We start from the raw sequence: 19,761 nt of genomic DNA on the forward strand, positions 1-19,761 counted from the left end.
GGGCTCAGCGCGGCGGCTTGGGCAGGGCGCGCACGCCCGCGAGGCCCCACTTCGTGACCGCGCCGAGCGTGCCGAGCTCCTCGGCCACGCGCATCTTCGAGCTGCCCACGGCACGCTCGATGAAGCCGATCGGCACCTCGGCGATCGTGCCGCCGGCCTGCGCGACCCGCACGGCCATCGCGATCTGGAAGGCGTACGCGTCGACCTGGATCGCGTCGAGGTCGAGCGAAGCCAGGATGCGCGTGCGGTAGACGCGCAGCGAGCTCGTGAGGTCCTGCACGTCGGTCTGCAGCATGGCGCGCGCGTAGGCGTTGCCGAGCTGCGCGGCGAGGCGGCGGCGCACGCCCATGTTGCGCACGTCGCTGCCCTCCACGAAGCGCGAGCCGATCACGAGGTCGACGCCCTCGTTCGAGACCGCGAGCAGCTCGGGCAGGCCGTCGGCGTCGTACGAGCCGTCGGCGTCGGTGACGACCACCCGGGTCGCGCCGCGCGACATCGCGAAGCGCATCCCCTCGATCACGGCCGAGCGGTACCCCCGCTCGGAGCGGTGGATGACGAGCGTGCCCGCGTCGTGCTTGGCGAGCCGGTCGGCGAGCTCGCCCGTGCCGTCGGGGCTGCCGTCGTCGACGATCACGAGCTCGGCGTGCGGCACCGACTGGCGCAGCCGCCCCACCGTGCGCTCGAGGCCCTCGACCTCGTTGTACGTGGGCACGACGATCATCACGTCAGGCATCCGCCCGTCCCTTCCGTTGTACGAGGTGCGCGGCGCCGAGGCCCGCGAGCGCGAGTGCGGCGCCGATCGAGAGCGCCAGGTCGATCCATGCTCCCAGACGGATGCCCGGGGTGACGGTCGTCGACAGCGGCAGCTCCTCGAGCATCGCACCCGGCTCGTACTGCGGCAGGCGGTCGAGCATCGTGCCGTCGGGGGCGATCACGGCGCTCGTGCCGACGGTCGAGATGTTCACGAGCGCGCGACCCGCCTCGACGGCCCGCAGCTGCGCGATCGCGAGCTGCTGCACGTTCTCGGCGGAGCCGCGGCCGAAGTCGGCGTTGTTCGTGGGCGCGAGGATGATCTCGGCGCCGTGGTCGAGCACCATCTCGCGGGCGAGCGCGTCGTCGACGATGTCGAAGCAGATCGCGACGCCCGCGATCGTGCCCGCGACGTCGAAGGCGTTCGCGCTCGTGGGGTCGACGCTGTAGTCGCGCGGGATGAGCTCGAGGAACCCGAGGGCGTCGAGGATGGGCGCGAAGACCTCGCGCTGGGGCAGGTACTCGGCGAAGGGCACCGGGTGGCGCTTGCGGTACTCGGCGACCGCGCCCTCCCCCGGTTCGACCTGCAGCAGCGCGTTGTAGGTGTCGTCGCCGTCGCGGGTGACCGTGCCGACCACGAGCGGCGCGTCGAAGCCGGTCGCGATGCGGTCGAGGGTCGCCATCGTGCGGGGCGACTCGTCGGCGAAGAACTCCGCCGCGTTCTCGGGCCACACGAGCAGGTCGAGCTCCTCGCCGCGGAGCGCCTCGGTCGCGTCGACGTGCTGCTGCAGGATCTCGCCCGGCGTGTACGGCGCGAGCAGCCCCGCCTCGCTCGCGCCCTGCACCGCGCCCACGCGCAGGCTGCCGCTGCGCTCGACCGGGAACGCGGGGATCGCCACGAGCAGGATGAGCGCCGCGGCGCCGATCGTGAGCCGGCGGCGGAGGATCGTGCGGTGGTGGAGCACGAGCTGCAGCACGAGGGCCGACGCCGTCGCGACGAGGAAGGTGAGGCCCGTGAGGCCGACCCAGCTCGTCGTGTCGGCGAGCGGGCTCGAGGCCTGCGAGTGCGCGAGCCTGCCCCAGGCGAAGCCCCCCCAGGGCACCGTGGCCGACGCGCTCTCGCGGAGCGTCCAGACGGCGCCCAGCAGCGCCGGGAGGCCGAGGAACGAGCCCACGGGACCGCGCATCCGCGGCTCCCCCCAGCGCCACGCGAGGGCGAGCGCCATCCCGCCGAGGCCCCACCAGGTCGCCATCCACGCGGTGAGGGCGATGAGCGGCACGGGGCCGAGGTACACGGTGATCCACTGGATGTGGAGCAGGAAGAAGAGCGCGCCGGTGACGAAGCCGATGCCGAAGGCGGCCCCGAGGGTGCGGCCGCGGAGCGCGACGAGGGCGAGCGCGACGGCCGGCAGGATGAGCGGCCACCAGTCGAACGGCTGGAAGGCGAACGGCATGACGGCGCCCGCGGCGATCGCCGCCGCCCAGGCGTAGGCGGTCGGGAGCGGCAGGTGGGCGCGGGTGCGGCGCGCGGTGGCGCTGCCGACGGTCACGGGCGCGCGCCCGTCACAGCGCCGACCCCGACGCCTCGACGACGCCGCGGCGGATGCGGTCGACGGCCTCGGCGGCGGTGCGCGCGAGCCGCTTGGGCGCCACGTGCTCGAGCTGCTCGAGCACGTCGATCGTCTGCTTCGTCCACCGCACGAAGTCGCCCGCGGCGAGCTCGGTGTCGCGCAGCACGTGCTCGAGCGGGTAGCCGCGCGCCCACCGGTGCATCGCGAGCGTGAGCCCCGTCTGCAGCGGCTCGGTGCCCGGCATCCGGTGCGCCTGCTCGAGGTCGTCGAGCTGCGCCCACAGCCGCTGCGTCGCGTCGAGCGCGTCGAGGAACGGCCCCTTCGGCAGCATCCGCTCGGGCAGCATGCCGTCGTCGCGCCGGCCCTCGTAGACGAGCGCGCACGCGATCGCGGCGAGCGCGGGCGCGTCGAGCCCGCTCCAGAGGCCGCGGCGCAGGCTCTCGGCCGTCAGCAGGTCGCGCTCGCCGTAGATGCGGCGCAGCATGTCGCCGGCGGCCGAGACCCGCTCGCCGTGCTCGGTGCGCTCGAGGTAGCCGAGCTCGCGGAGGATCTCGGCGATGCGGTCGAACGCCTGCGCGATCTGCCCGGTGCGGCGCTCGATCTGCCGCTCCGCCTTCTCGATGTCGCGCCGCAGCCGCCAGTAGCGCTCGCCCCAGCGGGCGTGCTGCTCGCGCTCCGGGCACGCGTGGCACGGATGCGCGCGCATGGCGGCGCGGAGGCGCTTCAGCCGCCGCTGGTTGCGCTCGTGGTCGCCGTGGCTGACGCCCTGCCGCTGGTCGTCGCGCTCGAGCTCGCTGGCCTCCCGGCGCAGCTCGGCGTACTCGGAGAAGTCGCCCAGGTGGCACGTCATCGACGACTCGTACGCCGTGAGGCTCTCGCGCTGGTCGACGACCCGCCGGGCGAGCTGCACGACCGAGCGGTCGGCCTGGAACTGCGCGAACGACGTCTCGAGCACCTCGCGGGTGCCGACGACGCCGAGCCGGTCGACGAGGTTCACGGCCATGTTGTACGTCGGGCGGAAGCTCGAGTGCAGCGGGTAGGTGCGGCGCGACGCGAGCGACGCGACCTCGACCGGCTGCAGCGCCCCGTTCCAGATGACGACGCCATGCCCCTCGGTGTCGATCCCGCGACGGCCCGCGCGGCCCGTGAGCTGGGTGTACTCCCCCGGCGTGATGCGCACGCGCGCCTCGCCGTTGAACTTCTCGAGCTGCTCGAGCACCACCGTGCGGGCCGGCATGTTGATGCCGAGCGCGAGCGTCTCGGTCGCGAAGACGACCTTCACGAGGCGGGCGCGGAAGAGCTCCTCGACGACCTCCTTGAACACCGGCAGCAGGCCCGCGTGGTGCGCGGCGACGCCGCGCTCGAGCCCGTCGAGCCAGTCGAAGTAGCCGAGCACGCCGAGGTCGGCGTCGTCGAGCAGGCGGCAGCGCTCGTCGACGATCGCGCGGATCTCGGCGCGGTCCTCGGGGGTGGTGAGCCGCACCCCGCCCTCGACGACCTGCCGGACGGCCGCGTCGCATCCGGCCCTGGAGAAGATGAAGTCGATCGCCGGCAGCATCTCGCGCTCGTCGAGCATGGCGATGAGCGCGACGCGGTCGACGCGGCCGCCGAAGCCGCCGCGGCCGGGCGGCGCGGGCCGGCGGCCGCCCTTCGGAGGTCGCCGCGAGCGGTAGCGGTTGTGGCCGCCCCGGTCGCGGTGGCCGTGCGCGGCCGAGTCGGCGACGTCGCCGCCGCGCGCGAGCTCGACGAGCTCGCGGCTCGGCCGGTGCGACTCCTCCGCCGCCTTCGAGTCGAAGAGGTCGACGAGGCGTCCGCGGATGTGCACGTGGGCGTCGAGCGGCACCGGCCGGTGCTCGCTGACGATCACGCGGGTGTCGCCGCGCACCGCGTCGAGCCACGCGCCGAACTCCTCGGCGTTCGACACCGTCGCCGAGAGCGACACGAGCCGCACGTGGCGCGGGAGGTGGATGATGACCTCCTCCCACACGGCGCCGCGGAAGCGGTCGGCGAGGTAGTGCACCTCGTCCATCACGACGTACTCGAGCGCCGAGAGGTCGCGGCCCTCGTAGAGCATGTTGCGCAGCACCTCGGTCGTCATCACGACGATGCGGGCGTCGCCGTTGATCGACGTGTCGCCGGTGAGGAGGCCCACGGATGCGCTGCCGTAGACCTCGGTGAGCTCGCGGTGCTTCTGGTTGGAGAGCGCCTTCATCGGCGTCGTGTAGAAGACGCGGCCGGTGGGCGCCTCCATGGTGAGGTGGATCGCGAACTCGGCGACCACCGTCTTGCCGGCGCCCGTCGGCGCGGCGACGAGCACGCTCGAGCCGGCCTCGATCGCCTCGCACGCCTCGCGCTGGAACGGGTCGAGGCCGAACGGCATCGCGCGGGCGAACGCGTCGGTGGCGATGCTCATGCGTCCACCTTGGCAGCAGCGCGCTTCTCGAGCCTGCGGTCGTGCCAGATCGCGATGCCCGCGGCGCCGAAGTAGAGCGCCAGCATGGGGATCGCGAGGAGGAACATGCTCATCACGTCGGCCGCGGGCGTCGCCATCGCGGTGAAGAGCGTGATCGCGATGACCGCCCAGCGCCAGGCGCGCAGGATGCCGCGCCCGGTGACGACGCCGGCGAAGTTGAGCACCACGAGGAACACCGGCAGCACGAAGCCGACGCCGACCGCGAGCAGCAGCTTGAAGGCGAAGTCGTAGTAGATCGTGGCGTCGAGGTACGACAGCGACCCGACCGGCGCGATCTGCACGAGCAGCTGCACGATGTGCGGGAACACGAACCAGCCGGCGGCGCAGCCGGCGAGGAACAGCGGCAGCGCGGCGGCGAGGAAGCCGAAGACGTACTTGCGCTCGTTGGTGCGCAGCCCGGGCAGGAAGAAGCGGATGAGCTGGTACAGCCAGACGGGGCTCGCGACGATCACGCCCGTGGTGATGGCGATGCGCAGCTTGAGGTCGAACGCCTGGGTGACGGTCGTGTAGAGCAGGTCGGTGATGCGGCCCTGCTCGGCGAGCTCGGTGAGCGGGCGCTGCAGGACCTCGAGCAGCCAGTCGACCACGAAGAAGCCGGCGACGGTGCACGCCAGCACGGCGGCGGCGGAGATGAGCAGGCGACGGCGCAGCTCGACGAGGTGCTCGCCGAGGCGCATGCGGCCCTCAGCGTTGCGGGTGCCGCGGGCCCGGGACCGGGCCATCGGCTAGCGCTGGTCGCTCGTCGAGTCGCTGCCCGGTGCCGAGGTGGAGCGGTCGGTGCCGGTCGCGGGGCCGGCGGGCGTGCCGGTGCCGGTGGGACCGGGGGTGCCGGGCCGCGCCTCGTCGTCGGAGCGCATCTCCTTCTTCAGGATCTTCGCCGACTTGCCGAGGCTCTCGGCGAGCGCGGGCAGCTTCGTGGATCCCCACACCAGCAGCACCACGATCAGGATGATGAGCAGGTGCCAGCCGTTGAACGCGTTCCCCAATGGCATGGCGTCCCCTTCCGTCGGACTCCAGTCTAGCGGCCGTCGGCGGCGTCGGCGGCGGCGCCGAGCGCCGCCTCGGCGAACCGGTGCATCGCGGCGCGCAGGCTCGGCGGCGCGACGATCTCGGCGTCGCCGCCGCACGCCGCCACCGCGCGCAGCACGCTCGCCTCGCTCCACACCTCGATGTCGAGCCGCACGCGCTCCCCGTCGATCGAGACCGGCGCCGAGGCGGCGTAGTCGGCGAGCATGGCGGCGGCCGCGCGAGTGGCGACGACCTGCGCGGTGCCCGTGACGTGCCGCTCGTGCGCGGGCAGCGCATCCGGCCATGCGTCGTCGGCCGGCTCGAGCCGCTCGATGCGGTCGAGGCGGAACGTGCGCATCGCCTCGCGGTCGAGGTCGACGCCCTCGACGTAGACCTGCCCCTCGCGCAGCTCGAGCCTGGTCGGCGCCACGCGGCGTCGGGACGAGCCCTCGTCGGGCTTCCGGTAGTCGAGCTCGAGCACCTGGCGGCGGCGGATGGCGTCGCGCACCTGCTGCGCGAGCCGCGGCGCGCCGAGCGCGTCGACCGCGACCGTGTCGGCGCCGCGCGACGCGGCGCGGCGCAGCTTGGCGCGCAGCGCCTCCACGCGCTCCGGGGAGGCGTCGGTGTAGCCGGCGACGAGGGTGAGGCCGGCGATGAGGGCGCTCGCCTCGCGGGGCGACAGGCGCACCGTCTCGTCCTCGAAGGCCGGGCGCATCGTCACCGAGATGACGTCCTGCTCCTCGAACGCGTCGAAGTCGATGTCGAAGCGGATGAAGTCGCCGGCGCCGTCGGGCACGCCCGCCATGAACACGCGCTGCACCGCCTCGCGGATCCGCTCCTCGTCGACGCCGAAGTGCGCCGCGGCCTCGGCCACCGTCGCCGAGCCCGAGGCCGAGACGTACTGGATGAGCGAGAGCAGCAGGCCGATGCCGCGCTCGACGCGCGCGGCGCTCACGCCTGCGCCCCGGAGGCGTGGGCGTGAGCGGATGCGGGCGCGTGGGCGTCGCGGATGCGCTCGAGCCGCTCGCGCACGAGGTCGCGCAGCTCGTCCGGCCGGACGACCGCGACGTCGGCGCCGAAGCCGGCGAGCTCGTCGGCGATGAGGTGGCGGTCGGCGTGGTGGATCAGGAGCAGGCCGTCCTCCTCGGCGGTGCCGGGCCGGTGGCGCAGCCGGATGTCGGCGTCGCTGCCGGGCACGGCGCGCACCGCGACCGTGGCGCCCTGCCAGATCTCCTCGAGCTTCTCGAGCGCCGCGGCCGCGGCATCCGCCGGCGCCTCGAAGGGCTGCTTCGCGGCGCGGTCGTGCACGGGCGAGACGATGCGCTGCATGAGGAACGTGCGGGCGTCCTCGGCGCCGAGGTCGTGGCCGACGAGCATCCACCGCCCACGGAAGAGCACCGTCGCCCACGGCTGCACCGTGCGCGTGCGGGGCGAGCGGTCGCCGGGCTTCAAGTAGTCGAAGACCACCTCGCGGCCACGGTCGGCAGCGCGCTTGAGGGCCTGGAAGGCGCTCTCGCGGGGCCGCTGGCGCGGCTGCAGGACGGATGCGGCGCTCGCCTCGGGCTCGTCGGTGCGGCCGGGGGTGCGCTCGAGCGGCAGCCCGCCCCGGAACTCCGGGTCGGCGCGCAGCTTCAGGGCTGCGCGCTGCGCCTCCTCGGTGAGGCCGCCCTCGTGCCAGATGCGCAGCGCGAGGTCGAGCAGCTCGCGCTCCTCGGCGTCGAACTGCAGCTCGGCCGGGTCGCCCAGCACGCCGTCGAGCACCCGGTAGCGGGCCTCGTGGTTGCTGTCGTCGCCCGGGGGCTGCACGACGTCGATGACGATGCCGTGCTCGCGCAGGGCGTCCTTGTCCCGCTCGAACATCCGCTCGAGCGCCTGGCCGGCGCTCTGGCCCTGGTAGCCGGCGACGCGGGAGAAGAGCTCCTGCTTCGTGAAGCCGGTGCGCGTGTCGACGAGCGCGAGCAGGAGCGAGAACTGGCGCTCCTCCGCCTCGATCCTCTGCATCGGCCCGCCCCCGCTGCCCGCGTCAGCCCTGGGCGGGCTCGACGCGGTCGAGGATGTCGATGACGAACAGCAGGTGCTCGCCCTCGCCGATCGAGGCGGGGCGCGTCGCAGGGTCGGCGTAGCCGAGCTCCTGCGGGATCGAGACGACGACCTGGCTGCCGATGGGCTGGCCCACGACCGCGTCGACGAAGCCGGGGATGAGGCTGCCGTCGGCGATCACGAACTCGGCCGGCGTGCCCTTGTCCCACGAGGAGTCGAAGACCTCCTCGGTCTCCCAGATGATGCCGGTGTAGTGCAGCAGCAGCGTGTCGCCCTCGGCGACCTCCTCGCCGGTGCCAGCGATGCTCTGCATCACGGTCAGGCCCTCAGGGGCCGGGCTGCCCGGGAAGGTGACACCGGGCTGGCCGTTCGGGGCGAGCGCGATCGCGGGCATGCCCTGCTGGCCGGGGCGCGCGTTGCCCTCGGCGCGGCCTGGGTGCAGGTCCTGCACGCCGAGCACGACGACGGCGGTGTCGGCGGGCGTGATGTCGAGCTGGGCGGAGGCGGCGTCCGGGCCGAAGAGGTCGGCGACCGTCGTCGTGAGCGTCACCTGCGTGCCGGGGGCGGTGCACGTGACGGCGTCGGCGAGCACCGACTCGCCGCCCGCGGTCAGGCGCAGCGAGTTCGCGGGGGCCATCTCCTGGCTCGCGTCGTCGTAGGAGGTCGAGATGAGGTCGCCGGTCTTGCCCGAGTACACGACGTAGTCGGCGTCGACGATGTCGCCCTCGCGGGCCCGGTCGCCCTCGCCGCCCTGCAGGCGGGCCTGGTTGCCCTCGGTCACGAGCGGCACCTCGAAGTCGACCTCGGGCGCGCCCTCGGCCATGACGACGCTCACCTGGTCGGACGCACCCCCCGGTTGCAGCAGCGGCGAGCAGCCGTCGACGCTGCCCGCGGGCGCCTGGCATGCGGTGAGGCCCGCGGCTGCGACGAGCAGCGCGGCGATCGAGAGGGGGCGTGTGCGCACGGCGAGGCCTTTCAGGGTCGGGGAGACGCGGTCAGTCTACCTGCGGGGCGTCGGGCTCCCGGCCCGCGCCGCCGTCCGCGGCACCGCCGGTGATGGCATCCGCCTGGCGCCGCGCATCCCGCACCGCGCGGCGCATCCGCTTGTCGCTCGGGGTGCGGTCGCCGACTGCGCCCGGGGTCCACGCCTCGATGTCGGCGTCGGCGAAGTCGGCCTTCGCGGCGCGGCGCCGGAACGACGGCAGGTCGACGCCGTCGGCCACGCGCCGCGCGGTCATGAGGAAGCCGGTGTGCGCGACCATGCGGTGGTCGGGCCGCACGGCGAGCCCCTCGACGTGCCAGCCGCGCACGAGGGTCTCGCTCGAGCGCGGCGCCGTGAAGCGGCCGTCGGCGCGGATCGCCTCGACGGTGCGGCTCAGCTGCGTGACGGTCGCGACGTAGCAGAGCACGAGCCCGCCGGGGCGCAGCGCCCGCGCGGTCGCGTCGACGCACTCCCACGGCGCGAGCATGTCGAGCAGCACGCGGTCGGCCTCGCCGTCGGCGACGTGCTCGGGCAGCTCCTCGGCGAGGTCGCCGAGCACCATCTGCCAGTTGGCGGGCCGTTCGCCGAAGAAGCCCGTCACGTTCGCCTCGGCGACCGCGCGGAACTCCTCGCGCCGCTCGAACGAGACGAGGCGGCCCGTGCCGTGCAGCGCGCGCAGCAGCCACAGCGACAGCGCGCCCGAGCCCACGCCCGCCTCGACGACGGTGAGGTCGGGGTGGATGTCGGCGAAGCCGACGATGTGCGCGGCGTCCTTCGGGTAGATGATCGCGGCGCCGCGCGGCATCGACATGACGTAGTCGTGGAGCAGCGGGCGGATCGCGAGGTGCGGGGCCTCCCCCACGTGCACGAGCGAGCCGTCGTCGACGCCGATGAGGTCGGCGTGCGGGAGCGCGCCGTGCTGGGTGCCGAAGGAGGCGCCCTCGGTGAGCACGATGGTGTGCATGCGCTGCTTCGGGCCGGTCAGCTGCACCACGTCGCCCCACTGGAAGGGGCCGGTCCTGCCCATCATGCGCGGGCCTTCCTGATCGCGGCCGCCACGTCGGCGGGGCTGCGCCCCTCGAGCGTCGGCCAGTGGACGATGCCGGGCACCTGCGAGACGTCGACCGCGTGCGGCACGCCGATCGTGGTCATGCCCGCGGCGAGGGCGCTCGCGGCGCCGGTGATGGAGTCCTCGATGGCGACGGAGCCGTCGGGCTCGACGCCCAGCAGCCTCGCCCCGAGGAGGTAGGGGTCGGGGTGCGGCTTGCCGCGCTCGCACTCGTCGCCGGCGACGGTCACGTCGAACGGGGATGCGCCGAGCCGCGCCGTGAGCGCGGCGTCGACGCGGTCGACGATGCGGCGGGTCGACATCGTGACGAGCGCGACGGGCACCTCGTGCTCGCGCAGCTGGCGCAGCAGCTCGAGCGCGCCCGGGCGCATCGGCAGGTCGTCGCCGAGCCCCGACAGCACCTCACCGACGAGCCGATCGACGATCGCGTCGGCGCTCATCGGCACGCCGCGCTCGATGAACGTGCGCGCTCCGTCCCAGAGGTCGACGCCCACGAGGGCCTCCGCATCCGCAGCCGTCCAGGCGATGCCGTGGTCGGCCGCGAGCCGGGCCTCCGAGGCCATCCAGGCGGGCTCCGTGTCGATGAGGGTGCCGTCCATGTCGAACAGGACTGCGTCGAGCCGGGAGGTGGGGGCGGTCACCGCGCAAGCCTACCGACGCGACGGCACCGGACCGTCCGGCCCGCCTCCGCCTCGACCCGGGATGGGACGTAGAGTGGGCGTTCGACATGAGGAGGTGCCCGTCGTGGCGCGAGGACCGATCGAGGGACGCATCATGGTCGTCGCCTTCGAGGGCTGGACCGACGCCGGCGATGCGGCGAGCGGCGCCGTGCGCCGGCTCATCGAGGCCTGCGAGCTCGAGGCGTTCGACGAGATCGAGCCCGACGAGTACGTCGACTTCGCGATGCACCGGCCCGTCGTCCGCACGCTCGAGGACGGCGCGCGGGCGCTCCAGTGGCCCGCGACGGTCGCCTACGCGCCGACGCGCCCCTCGACCCGCGAGCCGCTCGCCGCCGACGCCGGGCTCGACGTCTCGACCGGCAACGAGGGCGAGCTCTTCGCCGTCGTCGGCGCGGAGCCGAGCCGCAACTGGGCCGCCTACGCCGCAGAGTTCCTCGAGATCGCGCGCGGCTGCGAGGTCGATGCGATCGTCTTCGTCGGCGCGATGCTCGCCGACGTGCCGCACACGCGCCCGATCGCGACGTCGATCACGAGCGACAGCCGCGAGCTGCAGCAGCGGCTCGGCGTGCTGCAGAGCGAGTACGAGGGCCCCACGGGCATCATGACGGTGCTCTCGCTCGCCGCCCAGGACGCCGGCATCCAGACCGCGTCGCTGTGGGCGTCCGTGCCCCACTACGTGCACAACGCGCCGGCGCCGAAGGCCGTGATCGCGCTGCTCGACCGGCTCTCCGAGATGGTCGACGTCACGGTGCCGCTCGGCGACCTCCCCGAGCAGTCGGGCGAGTGGGAGCGCGGCATCGACGAGCTCACCGAGCGCGACGACGACATGCGGGCCTACATCGGCAAGCTCGAGGAGCAGCGCGACGCGGTCGAGAGCCCGGAGGCCTCCGGGGAGGCGATCGCGCACGAGTTCGAGCGCTTCCTGCGCGACCAGAACGGCAGGCCGCGTCCCGACCCGCGCGGCCCCGCGTCGGGCGACGAGCCCGACCGCGGCGACGACGCGCCGCCGGTCTAGGCGTCAGCGGCGCGCGACCGACCTGAGGTCGATGCCGAGCAGCGCGTCGATCGCCGCGAGGCTGCCCTCGTCGGCCGGGGCGCGCTGGATGAACGCGTCGACCGCCTGGAGCGCCGCGGGGGTGCTGAGGTCGTCGTGCAGCGTCACGCGCAGCCACGGCACGACGCTCTCGGCGAGCGACGGGTCGTCGTCGGGCGTCGTCGACCACTCGAGCCAGCGGTCGAGCCGCTGCTCGGCGGCCTCGAGCTGGTCGTCGGTCCACTCCCAGTCCTCGCGCCAGTGGTGCGCGAGGAGCGCGAGCCGCACCGCGGCGGGCCGCGCGCCCTGCTGCAGCAGCCGCGAGACGAGCACGAGGTTGCCGAGCGACTTCGACATCTTCTCGCCCTGGTAGGCGACGAGCCCGGCGTTCAGCCGCACCTCGCTGAACATGCGGGCGCCGAGCGCGAGCGCGTGGTGCCCTTGCATCTCCTGGTGCGGGAAGCGCAGGTCGCGTCCGCCGGCGGCGACGGTGAAGGGCGTGTGGAGCTCCTGCATCGCGATCACCGTGCACTCGACGTGCCAGCCGGGTCGGCCGCGGCCGAGCACCGAGTCCCACGCGGGCTCCCCCGGCCGCTCGGCGCGCCACAGCAGCGGGTCGAGCGGCGAGCGCTTGCCCGGCCGATCCGGGTCGCCGCCGAACTCGCGGGTGAGCTCGAGCATCTCGTCGGCGCCCGTGCGGCTGCCGAAGCCCATCGGGAACTGCCGCTGCCGCGTGGTGTCGAACAGCACGTCCTCCCCCAGCGGCGTGCCGTCGTCGGCGACCGCCGGCAGCGCGTACGCGTCGCCGGTGTCGAGCATCCGCCGCACCGCGTCGGCGATGGGCTGGATGCGCTCGGTCACGGCGACCCACGAGTCGGGCGGCAGGATGCGCAGCGCCTCCATGTCGTCGCGGAACAGCTGCTGCTGGCGCTCGGCGAGCTCGCGCCAGTCGACCCCGTCGCGCGCGGCCCGCTCGAGCAGCGGGTCGTCGACGTCGGTCGAGTTCATCGCGGTGCGCACGTCGAGCCCGGCGTCGAGCCAGACGCGCGTGAGCGTGTCGAACGCGAGGTAGGTGAAGGCGTGGCCGAGGTGCGTGGCGTCGTACGGCGTGATGCCGCACGTGTACATGGATGCGACGGGGCCGGCGGGCACGACGGCCCGGCCGTCGCGGCGCACGTCGTGCACGCTCGGCCGCTCCCCCGCGCCGTGGCCGAGGCGGTCGAGGTCGGGGACGCCGGGGCGCTGCCAGGAGCGCATCAGCCGGCCTCGATCCAGCCCGCGGCGAGCGCGATGAGCAGCACGGTGCCGAGCGCGATGCGGTAGACGACGAACGGCAGGAACGAGCGGCGCGAGATCCAGTCCATGAGCAGCTTGATCACCGCGATGCCGACGACGAACGCGACGACGGTCGCGGCGATCGTCGGTCCCCAGCCGAGCCCGACCGACGAGGGCTCCGAGACCGCCTGCATCGTCTCGTAGATGCCGGCGCCGAAGACGGCGGGCACGGCGAGGAAGAACGCGTACTTCGCCGCGGCGGGCCGCTCGTAGCCGAGGGCGCGGCCCATGCTCGTCGTCGCGCCCGAGCGCGAGACGCCGGGGATGAGCGCGAGCACCTGCGCGAGCCCGATGAGGAGCCCGTCGCGGTAGGTGGTGGTCTCGAGCGTCTTCACCCGCTTGCCGAGCATGTCGCACAGGCCCAGGATCACGCCGAAGACGATGAGCACCGTCGCGGTGATCCAGAGCGAGCGCCACTGGTCGCGGATGAGGTCCTGGAACAGCACGCCGGCGACCACGATCGGCACGGTGCCGATGATGACGAGCCAGCCCATCTTCACGTCGGGGTCGTCCTTCGGCACGCGGCCGGAGAAGGAGCCGAACCACTTCCCGATGATGCGGGAGATGTCGCGCCAGAAGAAGATCACCACGGCGAGCTCGGTGCCGATCTGCGTGATGGCGGTGAAGGTGGCGCCCGGATCCTCGGCGCCGGGCAGGAACAGCCCGGCGATGCGCAGGTGCGCGCTCGAGGAGATGGGCAGGAACTCGGTCGCCCCCTGGAGGGCGCCGAGCAGGATCGCGATCAGCCAGTCCATGGTCCTCAGTAGGTCAGCAGCAGGTCTTCGAGCACGTCGGTGCCGAAGTCGAGGGCGTCGAGCGGCACGCGCTCGTCGACGCCGTGGAACATGGCGGCGAAGTCGAGCTCCGGGGTGAGCCGCAGCGGCGCGAAGCCGTAGCCGGCGATGCCGAGCTCCGAGAGCGCCTTGTTGTCGGTGCCGCCGGAGAGCATGTACGGCAGCACCGGGGCGTCGGGGTCGTGGCGGCCGAGGCTCGCCGTCATCGCCTCGACGAGCGCGCCGCCGAAGGGGTGCTCGATGCCGACGTCGCCGTGCACGAGCTCGATCTCGATCTCGTCGCCGACGAGCGCCTGGATCGCGTCGATCGCCTCTCGCTCGCGGCCGGGCAGCGGCCGCACGTCGATGCGCGCCTCGGCGACCGAGGGGATCACGTTGTGCTTGTAGCCCGCGTCGAGCATCGTCGGGTTGGCGGTGTGGCGCAGGCTCGACCGCAGGAAGCGCGAGATCGTGCCGGTGCGCTCGGCGACCGCGTCGGGGTCGTCGGCCGGAGTGCCGAGCAGCCCGGCGATGCGGGCGATGAGCTCGCGCGTCGTGTCGGTGAGCTCGACCGGGAACTCGTGGGCGCCGACCGCGGCCACCGCGGCGGCGAGCTTCGTGACGGCGTTGTCGCGCATGTGCTGCGAGCCGTGCGCGGCGGTGCCGCGCGCCCGCAGCAGGATCCACTGCAGCGCCTTCTCGCCCGTCTGCAGCAGGTAGGCCCGCTGCCCGGCGATCTCGACCGAGTAGCCGCCGACCTCGCTGATCGCCTCCGTGGCGCCGGCGAAGACCTCGGGGTGGTTGCGCACCATCCACTGCGACCCGAAGATGCCGCCGGCCTCCTCGTCGGCGAAGAACGCGAGCACGAGGCCCCGGCGCGGGCGCCGGCCCGAGGCGAGGATGCGCTCCACGGCCGCGAGGATCATCGCGTCCATCTGCTTCATGTCGACGGCGCCGCGGCCCCAGAGCAGCCCGTCGCGGATCTCGCCCGCGAACGGGTCGACGCTCCACTCGGCGGCGTCCGCGGGCACGACGTCGAGGTGCCCGTGCACCACGAGCAGCGGCAGCGAGGGGTCGCTGCCCTCGATGCGGGCGATCACGGTGGCGCGGCCGGGGGCTGCCTCGAAGGTCTCGCTCGCCACGCCCATCGACGCGAGCACGTCGGTGACGTACGCCGCCGCATCCGCCTCTCCGGACGAGCGGCCGCCGCCCCAGTTCTGGGTGTCGAAGCGGATGAGGTCCCTCGCGAGCTGCACGGTGCGGGTCGTCTGGTCGGTCACCAGCCAAGGCTAGCCGCCGCCGTCGGTCATCCCTGCCCGCTGGGCCGTGCTAGAGTCATCTCTCGGTCCACCAAGTGGTCCGACACCTTGCGCGGGTGGCGGAAATGGCAGACGCGCTAGCTTGAGGTGCTAGTGCCCGTATTAGGGCGTGGGGGTTCAAGTCCCCCCTCGCGCACAGACAGAGGCCCGGAGCTCATCGCTCCGGGCCTCTGCCCGTTCCTGCCGGCGGATGCGCGCGCGGATGCGGGCCATGGTGCCGCCCAGGCGGCCGGGCTACGGTGCTCCCATGGCATCCGTCTTCGACTCCATCCGCAGGACCGGCTTCCGCCGCGGCCCCTCCCGCCTCCTCGCCGGCATCTGCGGCGGCATCGCCGCGCAGCTGCGCGTCAACGTCTGGATCGTCCGGCTCGTCATGCTCGTGCTGTTCGCGCTGCCGGTGCTCGGCTGGGGCCTGTACCTCGTGGTCTGGGCGCTCACGCCCAACCAGTCGGGGTCGATCCCGCTCGAGCGGTGGCTCGGCCGCCGCTGAGCCACGCCGCCCGGCGGCGCTAGTCGCCGCCGGAGGGCCCGGTGTCGTCGCGCTTGCGCTCGCGCCGCAGCATGCTCGCCGGGGCGACCGCCGCTGCGCCGAAGCGATCGTGCACGGCGTCCATCGCGCGCTCCGCGCTCCCCCACGTGGCCGTGTCGTCCCACAGGAGGCCGTGGTCGGCGGCGTCCTGCACCGAGCTCGCGCGCACGCCGAGGAGCCGCACGGGCGGCAGCCCGCCGAGCGCGTCGAGCAACGACCACGCCGTCTCGACCAGCACGCGCGTCACATCCGTCGGCTCGGGCAGCGTGCGGGAGCGCGTGATGGTGCGGAAGTCGTGGAAGCGCACCGTGAGCGTCACGGTGCGCGCCTGCACGCCGGCGTCGCGCAGCCGCCGGCCGACGCCGGTCGCGAGCCGCAGGATCTCGCCCTGGAGCTCGGCCTGCGCGGTCACGTCGTGCGAGAACGTGTGGTTGTGCCCGAAGGTCTTCTCGTGCGGGCGCTCGCGCACCTCTCGCGGATCGCGCGCCCAGGCGAGGTCGTGCAGGTGCCTGCCGGTCGCCTCGCCGAACCAGGCCATGAGCCGCTCGAGCGGCGTCGCCGCGACGTCGCCGACCGTGTGCAGTCCGTAGCGGGCGAGCCGCTCCTGCTGCTTCGGTCCGACGCCCCACAGCGCCGACACGGGCTGCGGGTGCAGGAAGCCGAGCACGGCGTCGTCGGGCACGACGAGCAGCCCGTCGGGCTTGGCGCGCGAGGAGGCGAGCTTGGCGATGTGCTTCGTGCCCGCGGCGCCGACGGAGGCGACGAGGCCGGTCTCGGCGCGCACGCGCTCGCGCAGCGCGGCGCCGATGCGGTTCGCACCGCCGGAGAGCCGCCGCAGGCCCGCGATGCCGACGAACGCCTCGTCGATGCCGAGCCGCTCGACCTCGGGAGAGACGTCGTCGAGGATGCCCATCACCTGGCTCGAGAGGCGCTGGTACAGCCGGAAGTCGGGCTCGAGGATGATCGCGCGCGGGCACAGCTGGCGGGCGCGGGCCATCGGCATCGCCGAGTGCACGCCGTACCTGCGGGCCTCGTAGGTCGCGGCCGTGACGACGGAGCGGCTCGAGTCGTGGCCGATCACCACCGGGAGGCCGACGAGGTCGGGGCGGGCGAGCAGCGACGCGGAGGCGAAGAACGCGTCGAGGTCGACGTGGAGGATCGTCGCGGTCGTGTCGTCGACCTCGGGCCCCGACACGAGGCGGTTCGAGCCGTCCTGCTTGCTCACTCCCCCATCGTCCCACGCGCCGCCCACGCGGCCTGCGGCGAGCGGCGGGAGCAGGCAGGATGGGAGGCATGCAGCACGCCGGCATGGAGCATCCGTACACCCGCTACGTCGCCCTCGGCGACAGCTTCACGGAGGGCGTCGGCGACGAGGAGCCCGACCTGCCCAACGGCGTGCGCGGCTGGGCGGACCGCGTCGCCGAGGAGCTCGCGCGCACCCGCCCCGACTTCGCCTACGCCAACCTCGCGATCCGCGGGCGGCTGCTCGGGCAGATCGTCGACGAGCAGCTCGAGCCCGCCATCGCGCTCGAGCCCGACCTCGTCACCATCTCGGCCGGCGGCAACGACCTCATCCGGCCCGGCGGCGACCCCGACCTGCTCGCAGCCCGGCTCGACGAGGTCGTGGGGCGCCTGCGCGCGACCGGCGCCGAGGTCGTGCTCTTCAACGGCCCCGACATCGCGATGACGCCCGTGCTGCGCTCCATCCGCGGCAAGGTCGGCATCTACAACGCCAACCTCTTCGGCGTCGCCGCGAAGCACGGCGCGGTCGTCGCCGACATGTGGTCGGCCCGGCACCTGCAGCAGCCGCAGATGTGGGCGCCCGACCGGCTCCACTTCTCCCCCTACGGCCACCACGCGATCGCGATGCTCGTGCTCGACGCGCTCGGCGTGCACCACGACCTCACCGCCACGGAGCCCGAGCCGCTGCCGGCGCGCAACTGGCAGCGCATGCGCCTCGACGACCTGCACTGGGCGCGCGAGCACCTCGCGCCGTGGGTCGTGCGGCGGCTGCGCGGGCAGTCGTCGGGCGACGCGATCCTGCCGAAGCGGCCGGTGCCGGGGCCCGTGCGGCCGGCCGAGCCGATCGACGGCTGAGGCGACGCGTCGCCGGGGCGACGGCTGCCTCAGTCGAAGTACCAGCCCACGACGTCGACCGGATGCGTGAGGCGCCACGCGAGGTCGGGTGCGGCGAGCATGCCGTCGGCCCGCACCGGCGTGCTCGACGTCTCGCCGTCGTGGTCGGTGAGCGACGCCTGCCCCACCTCGGAGCGCGGGGCGCCCGGCTCGACCGCGCCCGCCTCGGCGGTCGCGGTCGGCTGCTGCGCGCCGAAGACGTCGGCGTCGAGGTCGCTGAGGGTCGACGCGGTCGTGGTCGCGCCCCAGGGCGCCCGGAACTCGGCGACGACGGTGCCGGCGGGCACGATCGTGCGCCGCTGGAAGTCGTCCCAGAGGCTGTCGAGCAGGGTGAGCATCGCCTCGTCGGTCTCGTCGGCGGCGATCGTGCCCATCACGACCGCGACGATCCGGCGCGGCTCGTCGTCGACGACGCGCTCGGCCGTGACGAAGAGGTTGCGCCCCCAGACCTTGAGCGTGCCGGTCTTGCCGCCGTCGACGAAGCCCTCGCCGAGGATGCGGTTGGTGCTCGGCGCGATGCCGATGCCCGGGATCGCCACCTCCTCGAGCTGCAGCGTGGCGAGCACGACCGGGTCGGCGACGGCGAGCAGCCCGATGCGGGTGAGGTCGGCGGCGCTCGAGACGCTCCGGGCCGAGAGCCCGATGGGATCGGCGAGCGACGTCTGCTCGAGCCCGTGCCGCTCGGCCCACGTGGCCGACGCATCCAGGAACGCGTCGATCGAGCCGAAGCCCCAGTTCGCGAGCGACCACGCGGCGTTGCCGGCCGAGTCGACGAGCGCCCACTCCATGAGGTCGCGCTGCGTGACGACCATGCCGTCGTAGACGGGCGCGATGGGCGCGTTGTCGGCGAGCGCCTCGCCGAGCGCGACGAGGTCGGGCCGGCCGAGCGTGATCTCGGCGCCGCGGTCGTCGCCCTCGATCGGGTGCGCGTCGAGCACGACGAGCACGGTGACGAGCTTCGTGATGCTCGCCATCGGGTGCGCCTGGTCGCTGCCCCACGCCTCGGCGGCGCCGTCGACGCCGACGACGGCGTAGCCGGCGGCTCGCGCCGTCTCGGGCCACGCGACCGACGCGGCGCCGGGCTCCGCGGCCTCGATCGGCACGGGCGTCGCGGCGACGGCGGGCGGGGGCGCGAAGGCGAGCGCGACGCCGAGGATCGCGGCCGCCGCCAGCAGCGCGACGACGAGCGCGCGCACGAGCACGACGAGCGGATGCGGCCGGCTGGCCCGTTGGGAGGCGGCGGTGACCGCGCGGTGCGTCATCGCAGCGCCCACATCGCCACCGCCGCGGAGGCCGCGACGTTGAGCGAGTCGACGCCGTGGTGCATCGGGATGCGCACGACCCGGTCGGCGGCGGCGATCGCGCGCCGCGACAGGCCGGGCCCCTCGGAGCCGAAGACGAGCGCGACCCGGTCGGCGGGCGCGAGCGCGTACTCGGCGAGGTCGACCGCGTCGTCGGCGAGCGCCATCGCCACCACCTCGAAGCCGGCCTCGCGGAAGACCGGCATCGCGGTCTCGAGCGCGTCGATGCGGGTCCATGGCACCTGGAGCACCGTGCCCATCGAGACGCGCACGCTGCGGCGGTACAGCGGGTCGGCGCACGTGCCCGTGACGAGCACCGCGTCGGCGCCGATGCCGGCGACGGAGCGGAACGCGGCGCCCACGTTCGTGTGGTCGACGAGGCCGTCGAGCACGACGACGCGACGCGCGCTCGCGAGCAGCGCCGACGCATCCGGCAGCACGGGCCGCTGCATCGCGGCGAGCGCGCCGCGGTGCAGGTGGAACCCGGTGAGCCGCTCGAGCACGGGCTCCTCGCCGACGAACACCGGCACGTCGCGGTCGGCGACGAGCTCCTCGACCTCCGGCAGCCAGCGCGGCGCGACGAGCACCGAGCGCGGCTCGTGGCCGGCGCGGAGCGCGCGGGCGAGCACGGTCTGCGACTCGGCGATGTAGAGGCCCCGCTCGGGCTCCGTGCGGCGACGGAGCGCGACGTCGGTGAGCCCCACGTAGTCGTGCAGGCGGGGGTCGTCGAGGGAGTCGATCGCGATGACCTGCATGTGCCGC

At 74.0% G+C, this 19,761-nt stretch carries 19 protein-coding genes and 1 tRNA gene; 4 read left to right on the forward strand and 16 right to left on the reverse strand.

The window, feature by feature from the left end; translation table 11 throughout:
• Nucleotides 1-4: 4 nt before the first annotated feature.
• From MU522_RS10840 to MU522_RS10885, 10 genes are read right to left on the reverse strand one after another with little or no spacing between them, the layout of a single operon-like run.
• Nucleotides 5-733 (reverse strand): glycosyltransferase, encoded by a 729-nt coding sequence (locus tag MU522_RS10840; protein WP_128189363.1) that lies wholly within the window; start codon nt 731-733, stop codon nt 5-7.
• Nucleotides 726-2,300, reverse strand: a complete 1,575-nt coding sequence (gene lnt / locus MU522_RS10845; protein ID WP_246990952.1) for an apolipoprotein N-acyltransferase — start codon at nt 2,298-2,300, stop codon at nt 726-728. The genes MU522_RS10840 and lnt overlap by 8 nt, the downstream gene beginning before the upstream one ends.
• A 13-nt stretch (nt 2,301-2,313) precedes the next feature.
• On the reverse strand, nt 2,314-4,734 hold the full coding sequence (locus MU522_RS10850; RefSeq protein WP_246990953.1) for a DEAD/DEAH box helicase: 2,421 nt from the start codon (nt 4,732-4,734) through the stop codon (nt 2,314-2,316).
• Nucleotides 4,731-5,516 carry a twin-arginine translocase subunit TatC gene (gene tatC / locus MU522_RS10855; RefSeq protein ID WP_225792718.1) on the reverse strand — a complete coding sequence of 262 codons (786 nt, stop codon included), beginning with the start codon at nt 5,514-5,516 and terminating at the stop codon, nt 4,731-4,733. Before tatC ends, MU522_RS10850 begins: the two co-directional genes overlap by 4 nt.
• Before the next feature lie 3 nt (nt 5,517-5,519).
• Nucleotides 5,520-5,786 (reverse strand): twin-arginine translocase TatA/TatE family subunit, encoded by a 267-nt coding sequence (locus MU522_RS10860; RefSeq protein WP_246990954.1) that lies wholly within the window; start codon nt 5,784-5,786, stop codon nt 5,520-5,522.
• A 26-nt stretch (nt 5,787-5,812) separates the two neighbouring features.
• Nucleotides 5,813-6,757 (reverse strand): WYL domain-containing protein, encoded by a 945-nt coding sequence (locus tag MU522_RS10865; protein WP_192575861.1) that lies wholly within the window; start codon nt 6,755-6,757, stop codon nt 5,813-5,815.
• The gene (locus MU522_RS10870; protein ID WP_246990957.1) at nt 6,754-7,803 is read right to left on the reverse strand and encodes a WYL domain-containing protein; all 1,050 of its coding nucleotides are present in this window, start codon (nt 7,801-7,803) and stop codon (nt 6,754-6,756) included. The genes MU522_RS10865 and MU522_RS10870 overlap by 4 nt, the downstream gene beginning before the upstream one ends.
• Before the next feature lie 22 nt (nt 7,804-7,825).
• On the reverse strand, nt 7,826-8,806 hold the full coding sequence (locus tag MU522_RS10875; RefSeq protein ID WP_246990959.1) for an FKBP-type peptidyl-prolyl cis-trans isomerase: 981 nt from the start codon (nt 8,804-8,806) through the stop codon (nt 7,826-7,828).
• Nucleotides 8,807-8,837: 31 nt separating this feature from the next.
• Nucleotides 8,838-9,851 carry a tRNA (adenine-N1)-methyltransferase gene (locus tag MU522_RS10880; protein WP_246993533.1) on the reverse strand — a complete coding sequence of 338 codons (1,014 nt, stop codon included), beginning with the start codon at nt 9,849-9,851 and terminating at the stop codon, nt 8,838-8,840.
• Entirely contained in the window at nt 9,851-10,534 is a 684-nt protein-coding gene (locus tag MU522_RS10885; protein WP_246990960.1) for an HAD family phosphatase, read from the reverse strand. Before MU522_RS10885 ends, MU522_RS10880 begins: the two co-directional genes overlap by 1 nt.
• A gap of 103 nt (nt 10,535-10,637) precedes the next feature.
• Between MU522_RS10885 and MU522_RS10890 the strand changes: the two genes are divergently transcribed.
• Nucleotides 10,638-11,588 (forward strand): PAC2 family protein, encoded by a 951-nt coding sequence (locus MU522_RS10890; RefSeq protein WP_225792719.1) that lies wholly within the window; start codon nt 10,638-10,640, stop codon nt 11,586-11,588.
• Nucleotides 11,589-11,591: 3 nt separating this feature from the next.
• On the opposite strand, the gene MU522_RS10895 is transcribed toward MU522_RS10890, so the two are convergent.
• Genes MU522_RS10895 through MU522_RS10905 form a run of 3 tightly spaced genes read right to left on the reverse strand, consistent with a single transcriptional unit; the run spans nt 11,592 to nt 14,994 of the window.
• Nucleotides 11,592-12,863, reverse strand: a complete 1,272-nt coding sequence (locus MU522_RS10895) for a cysteine--1-D-myo-inosityl 2-amino-2-deoxy-alpha-D-glucopyranoside ligase (RefSeq protein WP_246990961.1) — start codon at nt 12,861-12,863, stop codon at nt 11,592-11,594.
• Nucleotides 12,863-13,696 (reverse strand): undecaprenyl-diphosphatase UppP, encoded by an 834-nt coding sequence (gene uppP, locus MU522_RS10900; RefSeq protein ID WP_246990962.1) that lies wholly within the window; start codon nt 13,694-13,696, stop codon nt 12,863-12,865. The genes MU522_RS10895 and uppP overlap by 1 nt, the downstream gene beginning before the upstream one ends.
• A gap of 5 nt (nt 13,697-13,701) precedes the next feature.
• Nucleotides 13,702-14,994: a M20/M25/M40 family metallo-hydrolase gene (locus MU522_RS10905; RefSeq protein WP_146356060.1), complete on the reverse strand. Its 1,293-nt coding sequence runs from the start codon at nt 14,992-14,994 to the stop codon at nt 13,702-13,704.
• Nucleotides 14,995-15,083: 89 nt separating this feature from the next.
• Between MU522_RS10905 and MU522_RS10910 the strand changes: the two genes are divergently transcribed.
• Both MU522_RS10910 and MU522_RS10915 read left to right on the forward strand, forming a co-directional pair.
• A tRNA-Leu gene (locus MU522_RS10910) sits at nt 15,084-15,169 on the forward strand.
• A 111-nt stretch (nt 15,170-15,280) separates the two neighbouring features.
• Nucleotides 15,281-15,523: a PspC domain-containing protein gene (locus MU522_RS10915; protein ID WP_246990964.1), complete on the forward strand. Its 243-nt coding sequence runs from the start codon at nt 15,281-15,283 to the stop codon at nt 15,521-15,523.
• Between the two features lie 19 nt (nt 15,524-15,542).
• On the opposite strand, the gene dinB is transcribed toward MU522_RS10915, so the two are convergent.
• Complete coding sequence (gene dinB, locus MU522_RS10920; protein WP_128189381.1) at nt 15,543-16,787, reverse strand: DNA polymerase IV; 1,245 nt, start codon at nt 16,785-16,787, stop codon at nt 15,543-15,545.
• A 68-nt stretch (nt 16,788-16,855) separates the two neighbouring features.
• On the opposite strand from dinB, the gene MU522_RS10925 reads away from it, so the two are divergent.
• Nucleotides 16,856-17,659, forward strand: coding sequence for an SGNH/GDSL hydrolase family protein (locus MU522_RS10925; protein WP_246990965.1), 804 nt, complete (start codon nt 16,856-16,858; stop codon nt 17,657-17,659).
• 29 nt (nt 17,660-17,688) lie between these two features.
• On the opposite strand, the gene MU522_RS10930 is transcribed toward MU522_RS10925, so the two are convergent.
• Both MU522_RS10930 and MU522_RS10935 read right to left on the reverse strand, forming a co-directional pair.
• Nucleotides 17,689-18,960, reverse strand: coding sequence for a hypothetical protein (locus MU522_RS10930; RefSeq protein WP_246990967.1), 1,272 nt, complete (start codon nt 18,958-18,960; stop codon nt 17,689-17,691).
• Nucleotides 18,957-19,754: an RNA methyltransferase gene (locus MU522_RS10935; protein ID WP_146356066.1), complete on the reverse strand. Its 798-nt coding sequence runs from the start codon at nt 19,752-19,754 to the stop codon at nt 18,957-18,959. The genes MU522_RS10930 and MU522_RS10935 overlap by 4 nt, the downstream gene beginning before the upstream one ends.
• Nucleotides 19,755-19,761: the final 7 nt, after the last annotated feature.

The organism is Agrococcus sp. SCSIO52902, assembly GCF_022983135.1.
GTDB classification, from domain to species: Bacteria; Actinomycetota; Actinomycetes; order Actinomycetales; family Microbacteriaceae; genus Agrococcus; species Agrococcus sediminis.